This window comes from Streptomyces sp. KL116D (assembly GCF_030766975.1).
Classification (GTDB): Bacteria; Actinomycetota; Actinomycetes; order Streptomycetales; family Streptomycetaceae; genus Streptomyces; species Streptomyces longispororuber_A.
The window spans coordinates 1-12,177 of record NZ_JASERH010000145.1 but is presented as its reverse complement, the minus strand read 5'-3'; the positions used below and the strand labels follow the sequence as shown (position 1 = coordinate 12,177).

19 protein-coding genes and 4 pseudogenes are annotated in these 12,177 nt (G+C 73.8%); 8 read left to right on the top strand and 15 right to left on the bottom strand.

What is annotated here, in order from left to right:
• Positions 1–195: 195 nt before the first annotated feature.
• The 11 genes and pseudogenes from RBJ77_RS57130 to RBJ77_RS57080 form a co-directional block, all read right to left on the bottom strand.
• Positions 196–318 (bottom strand): annotated as a pseudogene (locus RBJ77_RS57130) (KR domain-containing protein); the annotation flags it as partial.
• Between the two features lie 53 nt (positions 319–371).
• On the bottom strand, positions 372–746 hold the full coding sequence (locus RBJ77_RS57125) for an SDR family NAD(P)-dependent oxidoreductase (RefSeq protein WP_372352205.1): 375 nt from the start codon (positions 744–746) through the stop codon (positions 372–374).
• 524 nt (positions 747–1,270) lie between these two features.
• Entirely contained in the window at positions 1,271–1,576 is a 306-nt protein-coding gene (locus tag RBJ77_RS57120) for a hypothetical protein (RefSeq protein WP_372352204.1), read from the bottom strand.
• Between the two features lie 523 nt (positions 1,577–2,099).
• Positions 2,100–2,339: an acyltransferase domain-containing protein gene (locus tag RBJ77_RS57115; protein ID WP_372352203.1), complete on the bottom strand. Its 240-nt coding sequence runs from the start codon at positions 2,337–2,339 to the stop codon at positions 2,100–2,102.
• A gap of 53 nt (positions 2,340–2,392) precedes the next feature.
• Positions 2,393–2,818 carry an acyltransferase domain-containing protein gene (locus tag RBJ77_RS57110; RefSeq protein WP_372352202.1) on the bottom strand — a complete coding sequence of 142 codons (426 nt, stop codon included), beginning with the start codon at positions 2,816–2,818 and terminating at the stop codon, positions 2,393–2,395.
• Between the two features lie 288 nt (positions 2,819–3,106).
• A pseudogene (locus tag RBJ77_RS57105) lies at positions 3,107–3,205 on the bottom strand (hypothetical protein); the annotation flags it as partial.
• A gap of 108 nt (positions 3,206–3,313) precedes the next feature.
• Positions 3,314–3,646: a beta-ketoacyl synthase N-terminal-like domain-containing protein gene (locus RBJ77_RS57100; RefSeq protein ID WP_372352201.1), complete on the bottom strand. Its 333-nt coding sequence runs from the start codon at positions 3,644–3,646 to the stop codon at positions 3,314–3,316.
• A pseudogene (locus RBJ77_RS57095) lies at positions 3,571–4,154 on the bottom strand (beta-ketoacyl synthase N-terminal-like domain-containing protein). The gene RBJ77_RS57100 and the pseudogene RBJ77_RS57095 overlap by 76 nt, the downstream one beginning before the upstream one ends.
• A gap of 292 nt (positions 4,155–4,446) precedes the next feature.
• Positions 4,447–4,785, bottom strand: coding sequence for a hypothetical protein (locus tag RBJ77_RS57090; RefSeq protein ID WP_372352200.1), 339 nt, complete (start codon positions 4,783–4,785; stop codon positions 4,447–4,449).
• A gap of 96 nt (positions 4,786–4,881) precedes the next feature.
• Positions 4,882–5,316 (bottom strand): acyltransferase domain-containing protein, encoded by a 435-nt coding sequence (locus tag RBJ77_RS57085; protein ID WP_372352199.1) that lies wholly within the window; start codon positions 5,314–5,316, stop codon positions 4,882–4,884.
• A gap of 64 nt (positions 5,317–5,380) precedes the next feature.
• Positions 5,381–5,704 (bottom strand): annotated as a pseudogene (locus RBJ77_RS57080) (acyltransferase domain-containing protein); the annotation flags it as partial.
• Between the two features lie 608 nt (positions 5,705–6,312).
• On the opposite strand from RBJ77_RS57080, the gene RBJ77_RS57075 reads away from it, so the two are divergent.
• Positions 6,313–6,639, top strand: a complete 327-nt coding sequence (locus RBJ77_RS57075; protein ID WP_372352198.1) for an acyltransferase family protein — start codon at positions 6,313–6,315, stop codon at positions 6,637–6,639.
• Here the strand turns inward: RBJ77_RS57075 and RBJ77_RS57070 are convergent.
• Complete coding sequence (locus RBJ77_RS57070) at positions 6,620–6,742, bottom strand: hypothetical protein (protein WP_372352197.1); 123 nt, start codon at positions 6,740–6,742, stop codon at positions 6,620–6,622. The genes RBJ77_RS57075 and RBJ77_RS57070 overlap by 20 nt on opposite strands.
• A gap of 140 nt (positions 6,743–6,882) precedes the next feature.
• Positions 6,883–7,125, bottom strand: a complete 243-nt coding sequence (locus RBJ77_RS57065; RefSeq protein ID WP_372352196.1) for a hypothetical protein — start codon at positions 7,123–7,125, stop codon at positions 6,883–6,885.
• Between RBJ77_RS57065 and RBJ77_RS57060 the strand changes: the two genes are divergently transcribed.
• A complete protein-coding gene (locus tag RBJ77_RS57060; protein WP_372352195.1) occupies positions 7,118–7,258 on the top strand; it encodes a hypothetical protein in 141 nt (46 codons plus the stop codon). The two genes, RBJ77_RS57065 and RBJ77_RS57060, sit on opposite strands and share 8 nt — an antisense overlap.
• Before the next feature lie 528 nt (positions 7,259–7,786).
• The gene (locus tag RBJ77_RS57055) at positions 7,787–7,996 is read left to right on the top strand and encodes a hypothetical protein (protein WP_372352194.1); all 210 of its coding nucleotides are present in this window, start codon (positions 7,787–7,789) and stop codon (positions 7,994–7,996) included.
• A 3-nt stretch (positions 7,997–7,999) separates the two neighbouring features.
• On the opposite strand, the gene RBJ77_RS57050 is transcribed toward RBJ77_RS57055, so the two are convergent.
• Positions 8,000–8,296: a hypothetical protein gene (locus RBJ77_RS57050; RefSeq protein WP_372352193.1), complete on the bottom strand. Its 297-nt coding sequence runs from the start codon at positions 8,294–8,296 to the stop codon at positions 8,000–8,002.
• 95 nt (positions 8,297–8,391) lie between these two features.
• Entirely contained in the window at positions 8,392–8,565 is a 174-nt protein-coding gene (locus tag RBJ77_RS57045) for a hypothetical protein (protein ID WP_372352226.1), read from the bottom strand.
• On the opposite strand from RBJ77_RS57045, the gene RBJ77_RS57040 reads away from it, so the two are divergent.
• The 5 genes from RBJ77_RS57040 to RBJ77_RS57020 all read left to right on the top strand — a co-directional run bounded on the left by RBJ77_RS57040 (position 8,488) and on the right by RBJ77_RS57020 (position 11,640).
• On the top strand, positions 8,488–8,904 hold the full coding sequence (locus tag RBJ77_RS57040) for a hypothetical protein (RefSeq protein WP_372352192.1): 417 nt from the start codon (positions 8,488–8,490) through the stop codon (positions 8,902–8,904). The two genes, RBJ77_RS57045 and RBJ77_RS57040, sit on opposite strands and share 78 nt — an antisense overlap.
• A complete protein-coding gene (locus RBJ77_RS57035; RefSeq protein WP_372352191.1) occupies positions 8,835–9,488 on the top strand; it encodes a DegT/DnrJ/EryC1/StrS family aminotransferase in 654 nt (217 codons plus the stop codon). The genes RBJ77_RS57040 and RBJ77_RS57035 overlap by 70 nt, the downstream gene beginning before the upstream one ends.
• A 26-nt stretch (positions 9,489–9,514) precedes the next feature.
• A complete protein-coding gene (locus tag RBJ77_RS57030) occupies positions 9,515–9,691 on the top strand; it encodes a hypothetical protein (protein ID WP_372352190.1) in 177 nt (58 codons plus the stop codon).
• A gap of 1,257 nt (positions 9,692–10,948) precedes the next feature.
• Positions 10,949–11,143 (top strand): hypothetical protein, encoded by a 195-nt coding sequence (locus RBJ77_RS57025; protein WP_372352189.1) that lies wholly within the window; start codon positions 10,949–10,951, stop codon positions 11,141–11,143.
• 317 nt (positions 11,144–11,460) lie between these two features.
• Entirely contained in the window at positions 11,461–11,640 is a 180-nt protein-coding gene (locus RBJ77_RS57020; RefSeq protein ID WP_372352188.1) for a hypothetical protein, read from the top strand.
• The last annotated feature ends 537 nt before the right edge of the window (positions 11,641–12,177 follow it).

Here is a 12,177-nt window from a genome sequence, read left to right as displayed (position 1 = left end):
CCCGATGATCATCGGGCAGACCTCGGCCCGGTCCAGGGCGGTCTGCAGGGCGTCGAGGGCCTCGTCGGGGGCCATCTCCACGACGCCGTGCCGGCGGAAGCGTTCCGCGACGGGGCCCTCCGCCATGCCGCTGCCGGCCCAGGTGCCCCAGGCCACCGACGTCGCGGGCAGCCCGGCGGCGCGCCGCTGCCTGGCCAGGCCGTCGAGGTAGGCGTTGCCGGGCGCGTAGCCGCCGAGGCCCGGTGCGCCGAACGCGGAGGCGAACGAGGAGAACAGGACGAACGCGGTCAGCGGCGCGTCGGCGGTGAGCTCGTGCAGATTCCGGGCGCCGAGGGTCTTGGCGCGGCCGGCCTGTTCGATGCGGTGGCCGGTCAGGGGTGTCGAGGGTGCCGTCGTCCAGGGTGGCCGCGGTGTGGGAACACGGAGGTGAGCGCGGCTGGTCGTCGGGCAGGGCCGGCGAGCAGCGCGCGCAGTGCGGCGCGGTCGGTGATGTCGCAGGCCGCGACGGTCACCTCTGATCCGGACGCGCGTATCTCCTCGGCCAGTTCGCTCGGTTCCCTGGGCGTCGGGTCCGCTGCGGCTGACCAGGACGATGCGCGGGCGCCGTGGCGGGCGAGCCAGCGGGCGACGTGCCGGCCGATGCCGCCGGTGCCGCCGGTGACCAGGGCCGTGCCGGTGGGCCGCCAGGTGTCCGGCGCGGCGGCGGGCGCGGTGGGTGCGGCCCGCCTCCAGCGGCGTACGAACACCTCCTGGTCCCGCAGGGCGACCTGGTCTCTCGCCGCTTCCGCCGGTCAGGACGCCGGCGAGCGAGTGGACGAGCTCGGTTGTGGATCCGGCGGACACGTCGATCAACCCGCCCCACAGATCCGGGGTGTTCCAGCGCGACAACCCGTCCCAGACCCCACAGGGCTTCCCGCGCCCGGGGTCGCCGGGGCGCTCGTCGGCCAGGGTGACCTGGACGTCCTCGGTGAGGGCACCAATGGGGAGCCGTCGAGGCCCGAGTCGGTGAACGCCTGGGCAGGCACGACGGTGTCGCCGAGCGACGGCAGGCCGAGCGGGGTACCGATGCCCGCGCCGCGCTCGTCGGCGGCGAGCAGGGACAGCACGCCGACGCGGTCCGCGCCCCGGGCGGCGTCGCGCAGGGTCCTCGTCAGGTCCGCCCGGTCCAGGCGGCGGCGCGGTCGGTGTTGTCAGCGTCGCCGGCGCGGTCGGCGCGATCGGTGCCGTCGGTGTCGAGCGCACGAGGTCCGCCACCGTCGCGCCGGTCGCTTCAGAGCGGTGCGCGCGGCGTCGGCGAGCGCTTCGGCTGCGCCTTCGTAGCGGACGACGAGCCAGTCGTGGAGGCCGTCGGCGGAGGGCCGCGGCGCGGGAGGGTGCGCTCCCAGTCGATGCGGTAGCGCAGCGCGTCGGCCGCGTCCCGCGCCGCCGCGCCGGGGCCGGTGGCGGTGGCGGTGTCCGGGGCGGGCTCCCACCAGAAGCGCTCGGGTTCGAACGGCGAGGTGGGCAGCGGCACCGGGGCGCGCGGGCACGCCGAGAACACCGAGTCCCAGCGGATCGGGGACGCCCCGCGGCCCACGCCGCCCCGAGGGAGCGGGCGAAGTCCCGGGACCGCCGTGGCCGCGGCGGGACGGTGCCGACCGTGGGTCGGGTCCGCCCCCGCGGGCCTCTGCCGGTCTCTCCCGACGGCGGTGGTGAGCACCGGGTGGGCGCTGAGTTCGACGAAGGTGCGGTGTCCCCTGCTCCACGAGCGCCCGTACGGCGGGGGCGAAGCGGACGGTCTCGCTGGAGGTTGCGGAACCAGTACGCGAGGTCGAGCGTGCCGGGCCGCGCCAGTCACCGGTCACCGTGGAGAAGAAGGGCACGGCGCCGGACAGCGGTTCGATCCGCCCGAGCTCCTCGTGCAGGGCGGTGCGGGCCTCGTCCATGTGCGCGGTGTGCGAGGCGTAGTCGACGGGCAGGCGCTCTGGCCCGTACGCCCTCGGCGTGCAGGGGCGGCGACGAGGTGGTTCAGGTCGTCGTCGGGGCCCGCCACCACCACGGAGCAAGTCCGTTCAGCGCGGCGGTCTCCAACCGGCCTTCGTAGGCGGCGAGTCGGCCGGTCAGGTCGTCGGGGTGGTGGCGACGGCGACCATGCCGCCGTGTCCGCGCAGCCCGGCGATGACGCGGCTGCGGACGGCGACGAGGCGGGCCGCGTCGTCAAGGGAGAGGGCGCCGGCGACGCAGGCGGCCGCGATCTCGCCCTGGGAGTGCCCGATGACCGCGGCCGGCTCGACGCCGTGGGCCCGCCACAGCGACGCGAGGGGGAGACCATCACGGCGAACAGGGACGGGCTGCACCACGTCGACGCGGTCGGTGGACAGGTCAGTGGCCAGGTCAGGGGGACGGGTCGGTGTCAGGGCGGCCGTCCGCGGCGGCGGCCTCCGCGCGCAGGGAACGGCAGGACGCGGAAGTCCAGGTGCGGCTCCAGGGCCGCGGCGCACTCGTCGAGGGCGCGGGCGAAGACCGGTGCGGTGTCGTAGAGCCGGACCGCCATGCCCGCCCACTGCCAGCCCTGGCCGGGGAAGACGAAGACGGGCGAGGACTGCGCCGGGCCGCGGCCACGTGCGGCGTCCAGCGGTGCGCCGTCGGCCAGCGCGTCGAGCGCGGTAAGCGCGTCGGCGGGTCCCGCCGGGACGAACGCGGCGCGGTGGCGGGCCGCCGCCCGGGTGGTGGCCAGCGAGAACGCCACGTCGGTCGTGGTGAGTTCGGGGTGGGCGCGCAGGTGCGCGGCGAGGCGGCCGGCCTGGGTGCGCAGTGCGGTCGCGCTGTGCGCCGACACGGTCCACGGCACCACTACGGCGGGGGGTGCCGGGGGCGTCGTCCGCCGTGCGGGCGGCCGGTTCCCTGCTCCGGGCCGCCTCGACGATGGCGTGGGCGTTGGTGCCGCTGATGCCGAACGACGAGACGCCGGCCCGGCGGGGGCCGGGTCCCGCGGGCCAGGCCATGGGTTCGGTGGGCAGGGCGTACGTCGCCCCTGCGACCAGTCGATCTCCGTGGCGGGGCGGTCGGCGTGCAGGGTCGGCGGGAGGGTGCCGTGACGCATCGCGAGGAGCATCTTGATGACGCCGGTGACGCCGGCGGCGGCCTGGGTGTGCCCGATGTTGGACTTCACCGAGCCCAGCCACAGCGGCCGGCTGGCGGGCCGGTCCGTGCCGTACGTCTCGATGACGGCGCGGGCCTCGATCAGGTCGCCGAGCCGGGTGCCGGTGCCGTGCGCCTCGACGAGCGTCGACGTCGGCCGGGGCGAGTCCGGCCTCGGTGAGCGCCTGCCGGATCACCCTGCCTGGGCGCGGCCGTTGGGCGCGGAGAGGCCGTTGCTCGCGCCGTCCTGGTTGACGGCCACGGCGCGGATCAGGCCCACGACGGGGTGGCCGAGGCGCCGGGCGTCGGAGAGCCGTTCCAGCAGGGAGCACGCCTGGCGCCCTCGGCCATCCCGAGCCGTCGGCGTCGGCGGAGAACGCCTTGCAGCGGCCGTCGGGGGCGAGGCCGCGCCGAGCCGGCTGAAGTCGACGAGCATGCCGGGCGTCGGCATCACGGTCGCGCCGCCGGCGAGTGGCCAGGTCCGTCTCCCCGCGCGCAGGGAGCGGCAGGCGAGCTGGAGGGCCACGAGCGAGGACGAGCAGGCCGTGTCGACGGTGACGGCCGGGCCCTCCAGGCCGCAGGGGTGTAGGCGATGCGCCCGGAGGCGACGCTGGTGGTGGTGCCGGTCACGAGGTAGCCGCCGACGTCCGCGCCGCCGTCGGCCATGCGGGGCCCGTACTCCTGGGCGATGACGCCGGTGAACACTCCGGTGCGGCTGCCGCGCACCGCCTCGGGGAGAGACCGGCGCGTTCGACGGCCTCCCAGCTGACTTCAGGAGGAGCCGCTGCTGCGGGTCCATGGCGAGGACTCGCGGGGCGAGATGCCGAAGAACTCCGTCGAAGTCGGTGGCGTCGTGCAGGAATCCGCCGGACCGCTGGCGCACCGTGCCCGGCCGGGTAGGGGTCCGGCGGGCGAAGCGCCTCCAGGTCCCAGCCGCGATTGGTGGGCAGGCCCGCCACGGCGTCCCGGGCCGTCCGAGAGCAGCTCCCAGAACTGCTCGGGGTGCGTACGCCGCCGGGCAGCCGCACGGCCATGGCGACGACCGCGACGAGGGTTCGTCCGGCGCCTGGCGCCCGGTTCCCCCTCGTGCCGGGCGGGCTCGGCGTCCGGTGCGGGGTGCTGGGCGCGCGGGCGCAGCGGGTCGTACAGCGCGTCGGTGAGGGCGTGCGGGGTGGGATGGTCGAAGGGGTGGCGATCGCGATGTCCCTGGCCGATGGCCGCCGCGAGCCGGCCGCGCAGCTGTACGGCGAGGACGGAGTCGAGGCCGAGTTCGGCGAAGGTGCGGTCGCGGTCCGCGGGCTGTGTGCCGGCCCCGGTGGGCGCCGGTCACGGCGGCGGTCTCCGCGTCGACGAGGCGGGCCAGCCGCTGCCGTATCTCGTGCTCGGGCGCGTCCGGCGGAAGAGCCCCGGCCGGCCGGAGCCCGTGGACGGTGCGGCGGTGGCCGGCGGGTCGGGCAGCGGGGCGGCCAGATCCTCGTCGACGCCGGGGAAGGCGGCCGTCCAGTCGACCTCCACGCCGTGGGCGTACGCCTCCGCCGCCGCGGTCAGGAAGCGCCGCAGCCCGCCCTGGCCGCGCGCAGCAGCGTGGGCAGGACGGCGTGTTCCCGCGCCCGCCGCGTCGAGGGTCTGCCGGACGGCGGCCGCGAGGACGGGGTGCGGGCTCACCCTCGACGAAGACGCCCGCCCGGTCGGCGGCGCAGGTCCGCACCGAGCGCTCGAACAGGACCCGGTTGCGGAAGTTCTCGCACCAGTAGTCCGCGGTCAGTTCGCGGGTGTCGACGGCGGTGCCGGTGAGGCTGGAGTAGAAGGGGACGCTGCCCCCGCCCGGTGCGAACTCAGCCGAGGGCGGCGCGCAGTCCGCCCACGACGTCGTCCATCTGCGGGGGAGTGCGCGGCCATCGCGACGCCGATCACCTGGGCGCGGACGCCTTCGGCGGTCAGCTCCGCCACGCAGCGCTCGATCGGGGCGGTCGCCCCGGCGAGCAGCACGGAGCGGGGGCCGTTGATCCCAGCCAGGACGAGGTCCGGGCCCCAGGGAGGCGAGCGCGGTGCGATCTCGTCGGCGGGCAGGGCGATCGACGCCATGTCCCCGTTGCCGACGAGCGGCACGAGTTCCTTGCTCCACTGCGCCACCGCGCGGGCGCCGTCGGCGAGGTCCACGCTGCCCGCCGCGTGGGCGGCGGCGAGGTCGCCCATGCTGGGCCGACGACGGCGTCGGGCCGGACGCCGAAGGAGCGCCACAGTTCGGCGAGGCGGCGCTCACCGCGTAGAGGGCGGGCTGCACGACCTCGACCCTGGGGGTGCCACCGGGGGCGGCGGCGGTGTCGAGCGCCTCGGTCAGCGACCAGCCGGACTCGGCGGCGAAGACCTCGGCGCAGCGGGCGATCGCGTCGGCGAACACCGTTGACTCGTCGACGAGTTCGCGCAGCATGCCGGGCCACTGGGAGCTCCTGGCCCGGGTAGACGAAGGCTGACGGGTGCGGGGGCGTCGGCCGCCCGCGCGCGACCGCGGGAGTGCGGGCTGCCGTCGGCTGACGGCGGCCAGGGCGTCGAGGAGTTCCGCGCGGGTGGCGCCGACGAGCACGGCCCGGTGCGGCAGGCGCCGGTCGTGGCGGGCGAGCGCGGCGCCGAACGCGCGCGTCGACGCCGAGGTCCGGATGTGCGCGGAGGTGGTCGGCGAGCCGGCCCGCCCAGGCCCGCAGCATGCCGTCGTCGGCGCCCGACAGGACCCACGGCCTGGCTGCCCCCTTCAACAGCTGCGGAATGGTTCTTACCGTGCCGGGGACTGCCGTTCACACCTGACTCCTAGTCTTCCGCGCATTACCAGGGAGTGGGCCTCCCGCAAGACCTGGCCGACGGGGTGCGCGCATCACGGAAATATCAATCAACCGTGCGTCATAAACGCTCTACTACCGTTTATCAGCGGCCAGTTGAACGTACACCAGCCCACCTCACCGGCCAAGAAGGGTCTTTGCTTCACAAACCTGCCGCAATTTCGAGACTTCGCAGGTCACGGCGGTCGGCAAGGTGATGGTGCCCATACGAATCCCAGCGACCGGACATCAATCCTCAAGCTGCCCTGTAGTTGAGCTCAACTGGGTGCGCGAGGATATGCCGGAACCGATTTCGGCCGGTCGCGAACGGCGACGGCAACTCCTGGACAGCGGCAACCAATTGAAGGGTCGGTGAGCCTTGCTACCCGCGCAAAAAAGCCCACGCTTACCTCTGCCGAGGCGCCCGACGGCCGGGGAGTTCCTGGCCGAACGGCTGCCTTCGCTCACCGGGCTGAGGTTCTTCGCCGCGTTTCTGGTGTTCCTCTGCCATGCGCTCAGCCAGTTCAATCCGCAGACGGACTCCGTCTCGCACGACGTGGCGTACTTCCTGCTGCCGGCCGGTCCGGTCGGCGTCTCCTTCTTCGTGCTGAGCGGTTTCGTCCTGACGTACGCGGCCCGGCCGGGTGACACGGTGCGGCGCTTCTGGCGGCGCCGCGTGGTGAGATCTATCCGAGCCACGTCGTGACCTGGTCGGCCGGTCTGGTCGTGACCTGGGTGACCGGCGCCGTCGTGACCACGTCGACGACCGCCGCCGCCCTGCTGCTCGTCCAGGCCTGGTGGCCGGACATGATCCTCACCGCCACGGTCAGCGATCTCGTGGACGCTCGCCTGCGAGCTCTTCTTCTACCTGCTGTTCCCGTTTCGCTGCCGCTGCGCCGGCTGCCGCGGCAGCGGCCGTGGCCGGCCGCGGGGATCCTGGTGGCCCTGGTCACGCGCCGTACCGCACCTGGCCAAGCTGCTGCCCGGCGAGCCCATGCCGCTGGCCGGGTGGACGCTGACGCAGTTCTGGCTGGTCTACACGGCGCCTCCCGTGCGGCTCCTGGAGTTCGCGCTCGGCATCGTGCTCGCGCTCCTCGTCCGCGAGGGGATGTGGCCGCTGCTCAGCGTCAAGCTCGCCGCCGCCCTGTGCGTGGCCGGCTACGCGGTGGCCGGCGATCACCACGATGGTCACCGAACTGCCCCACCTGTGGGCGATGTCGAGCGCCACCGTCGTCCCGCTGGCCGTGCTCATCGCCACGGCCGCCCGGCGCGACCGGGAGAACCCGCCGTCCTGGCCCGCCGTCCGCGCCTGGTGCGCCTCGTGAACTCTCCTTCGCCTTCTACCTCGTGTACCACATGATCCTGACGGCGTTCTTCGCCGCGCTGCCGGACGACGTCCGGCCGGGTCTCGCCCACCCTGACCGGCATGGCGGTCGTGCGCTGTTCTTCGTCTGCTGGGGCGCCGCCTGGCTGCCGCACACCGGCGTCGAGCTGCCCGCCATGCGCCGCTGGAGCCGCCCGCGGGCGGCCTCCCGAGGATCCGACACGCCCCCACCCGGCACCCGGGCACTCCGCGCCCCTCACCGGCGAAAAGGACACCATGAACCAGCCGCACCTGCCCGAGGTCCTCGACCACAGGCAGCGAGCTCTTCCACACCGACCAGTACGCGACGTACCGGGACATCCTCGAACAGCGTCCCGTCACCAAGGTGCGCTTCTACGACGGCTCGTCCGTCTGGCTCGTGAACCGCTACGACGACGTGCGCGCGGCCTGAGCGACGACCGGCTAGAGCAACGATCCGACGAAGCAGTCGGACGTCGACCTGTCGGCGGCCACCGGCATCCCGGCCGACTTGGTCGAGTACTTCCAGCGGAACATGTTCCGCAGCGACAAGCCGGACCACGGCCGGCTGCGCAAGCTGGTCTCGGGAGTTCACGATGCGGCGCATCAACGCGCGCTGCGGCCGCGGATCCGGGAGATAGCCGAGGACCTGGTGGCGAAGTTCGCCGCCGCGGCGGCGGCGGCGACCTGGTGGGCGCGCTCGCCCGCCCGCTGCCGCTGACCGTCAGTGTGCGAACTGCTCGGCGTGCCCGAGGGAGGACCGCACCGACTTCAGACCTGGTCCCAGCACGTCGTCGAGAGCAGCGGAGTTCGCCGAGCGCAACGCCGTCTCGTACCGCAGCCTCTTCCAGTGCATCCGCTCGCTGATCCGGCGGCGCCGCGACGAGCCGGGCGACGACCTGCTGTCGGCCCTGGTCGAGCTGCGCGACTCCGGGGACCGGCTGTCGAGGACGAGCTGATCTCCACGGCGTTCCTGCTGCTGGTGGCCCGGCATCGAGACCACGGTCAACGTGCTGGGCACCGGGTCGTTCCTGCTCCTCGACCACCCGGGACCAGCTGGCCCGGCTGCGCGCGGACGAGGGCCTCGCTTGGATCCACCGTCGAGGAGATCCTGCGCTACATGGCGCCCATCGAGATGACGAGCCGGCGCACCCTGGGCCCGTCGAGATCGGCGGGCAGTCCATCGACGCGCAGAGCACGGTCCTGATCAGCATGGCGGCGGCCAGCCGCGGTCCGGCCCGGTTCCCCGACCCGCAGTCCTTCCGGGTCGACCGCAACGACGGCAGCCACCTCACCTTCGGCCACGGCATCCACTACTGCCTGGGCGCCGCGCTGGCGCGCGCGGGAGGCCGAGGTCTTCTTCGACGTGCTCCTGACGCGCTTCCCGTCGCTGGAGCTCGCCGTCGACGCAGCGCCGAGCTGACGTGGCGTGCACAGTCTTCATGCGGGGTCCGCTCGAACTGCCCGTCCGCTGGCGGTGACCCCCGTGAAGCGTGCCCTCACCGATCTCGCGCTCTTCGGCGGCCCGGAGGGCCTTCCTGCGCCCGCTCATGGTGGGCGTGCCCACCATCGGCGACCGGGCACGGTTCCTGGCCCGCCTCGAATGGGCCCTGGACAGCGACTGGCTGACCAACGGCGGCCCGCTGACCACGGAGCTGGAGGGCCGCATCGCCGACCTGGCCGGCGTGCGGTACTGCGTCGCCGTGCAACCCCGACCGCGGCGCTCCAACTGGTGCTGCGGGCCTCGGGGTGACGGACAGGTCATCATGCCGTCGCTGACGTTCGCGGCGACGCCCCACGCGGCGGCCTGGGTGGGGCTCGAGCCGGTGTTCTGCGACGTCGACCCTGGTCACCGGCTGCCCCGACCCCGCGCGCGTCGCGGAGCTCGTCACGCCCGACACCGGCGCCGTCCTCGAGCGCGACCACCTGTGCCGGACGGCCCCGTCATCGAGCTGGAGAAGCTGGCCGCCGAGCACGGCGTGAAGCTGTTCTTCGGCGCCGCGCGCACGCCTTTCGGCTACACCGCCGGCGACCGGCCCGTGTTGGCGGCTTCGGCGGACGCGTGGAGGCAGTGTTCTTGGCCTGCACGCCACCAAGACCGGTCGCATGGCGCGTTCGAGGGCGGCGCGGGTGACCGCCGACGACGGCGAGAGCTCGCCGAACGGCTGGTGGCCCTGCGCAACTTCGGCATCGGACCGGGACCGGGTCAGTGACCGCCAGATCAGCGCAGAACGCCAAGATGAGCGAGGCCTCGGCCCGCCATGCGAAAGCCTCCCACCTCTCTCGACGCCTTCCGAGGCGGACCCGCGAGCGCAACCGGGAGCAGAACCACGCCCTCTACACCTCGGAGCTGCGCGACGTCCGCATCGAGGTGCTGGCCTTCGACGAGCACGAGCGCAACAACCACCAACACTGATCCTGCGCACCGACCGCGCCGTCACCGGTCTGCACCGCGACCGGCTGCGCAGGCTGCTGAGGCCGAGAAGGTCTTCCCCCGGCTGTACTTCTCGCCGCCCTGCCACCTGATGCCCGCCTACCGGACCGATCCCCCCGCTCCGGCTCCAGGCACACCGAGCGCCTGTCCGAGCAGGTGCTCGCGCTGCCCACCGGCCTCGGTGTCCTCCGAGGACATCCGCCGGGTGTGCAGCATCATCCGGCTCGCCGCCGAGCGCGGCGAGCAGATCAGAGCGATGTGGGCGCAGGCAGTGCCCGCATGAGGCGCCATCGGTCCGACGTCCGACCCGGAGGTAACAGTTCTCGTGGACACCGCCCAAGCGGTCACGCCCGCGCAGGCGATCGAAGACGTGGCACGTCCCGGCGGCGACCGCGCCGCGGCGATCCGCGCCCTGCGCTCCCGCCTCGCCGAGATCGAGCGACACCGGAGAGCGCGGGAGCGCGCCGAGCACCTCGTCGACCTGGCCGTGCGCTGCGGCTCCCATCGTTCACCACCCTGGCAGGCCCGGCACCTGCTGGGCGTGGACCGAGGCGGCCTTCGCGACGCTGCTCGGCCACTTCCACCGCGTCCCCGAACTCGGCACGGCCAGTCGGCGGGGCCCGAGAGTACTGGACCACCACCATCCTGCCGCTGGAACGGACGGGCGCCCTCGACGCGGTGGTGCACGGCCGCCCGGCGTTCTGCAGCGTCGGCCGGCGCCTCTGCCGGGCCGACCTGCATGTTCCGCCGCCACTCCTGCGACGATCGCGTCGCGGGCGCCCGCCGGCGCCGCGTGCACTGGACGCCGGCAGCGCCATGTTCGCCTCCGTCATCGACGAGGTGCCCGACACCCAGCCGTCCACGGTGTACTTCTCCGGCAGCCTCGAACCGCTCGCCCAACCCCGGCCTCGGTGAACTGGCGGCGCGCGCGGCGCACGCGCCTCGACAGCGATCGCTTCTACACCAACGCGTTCGCCCTCACCGACCGCACCCTGGAGCGCCGGAGCCGGCACTGTAGTCGCCGCACGCGATCCGGCACCTCGCTGTACGGCCTGAACGTGACACGGAGTGCGAGGCCACCACGGCCAAGCCGCGCGCCTTCGGGCGGGTCAGCGCCAACCTGGCGGCGTTCATGGCGCAGCGCGAGCGACGCGACGACGCGGTGCAGCCTCGGCCTCAACTACATCATCCTGCCGGAAAGCGCGGGCCGCGACCGGCTCATGGACCTGGTGGGACTTCGTGGCCGACCTGAACGAGCACGCCCCCGGCCGGCTCCCTGGACTCTCGTGGACGGTCCGCGAGGACCTACTAGCAGCGTGCCGATGCGGAAACGGCGCGCTCGCCGAGGCCGAGCGCGCCCGGCTGCGCGACGCGCTGCGACTTTCACCGCTGCACGCGAAGGAGCGCACCCCCGCGCTCCACATCGATCTGTAGCGCCCTGGAGAGCCTGCTGGCAACGTGGACCACCAGGCTGCTGCGGATCACGCCGCAGACCATGCGCGCCGCGCACGCGCAGGTCGCCGTGCAGCCGACCTGCTGGGCACGACGTCTACCTGTACCGCGAGTCGGGGTTCCCCGAACTCGCGGGCGCGGACACGCTACATCGCGGGGCGCGTCACGCCGGGACAAGAGCCTGCACGACGTGGTCCGTGAGTCTCGTCGAGCGCCATCCGCAACATCGAGCCGCGGCCCGGCGACGAGTACTTCCTCGACGGTTTCGACCAGGCCGTGACGGCCCGCCTGAACCAGAGATGGAGCAGGTGATCATCGCCGACGGCACGGAGGCGCACCGCCTGCTGGGCGCGGCCACCGCGCGTGACCGCGCCACGCGGACCTCAGCGGGTTCGCGACCCGCTCCCGCCAGGGCGGAGGCCACGTCCTGTGCGCTCGGCGCGGGCCTCGGCGCGCAGTGCGCGGGGCCCGTCCAGTGAAACGCCGGGTCGGCCAGCACCCGGGCCAGCGGCGCCGCGGGCTCCTCGGCGCTCACCTCGCCCTCCCAGCCCAGGTGCAGGCCCGCAGCCCGCGGCGCCGTCTGCAGCGCGCAGGACGGAGTCCCACAGGTACGGCAACTGCGCGACCCTGCGGCACCCCGTGTAGTAGAGGGCCGTGGACCAGTGCCGTTGCGCCGCCGTGGTGGACGACGGCGGGAGCAGCCCTCCAGGAGCACGTCCATCGGGGCGGGAGTCGACGACCCGGACGTTCTCCGGCAGCGCCCGGCCTTCGCCAGGGCGGCGGCGTCGGCGGTGACGACGAGTTCGGCGTCGACCTCGGCGAGGACCGTCAGATAGCGGTGGAAGACCTCCGCCGGCGGTGAAGCCGCTCCCGGTCGACGGTGGTCACGCACACCCGGCGCCGCGGGCCCCGGCTCCTTCAGCCAGCTGGGCACTGAAGCGGCGCACGAAAAACGCGAAAGCGTTTCACGATAAATGCGAAACGGCTAAAACACCCAACCATTGAACGAAGTACAA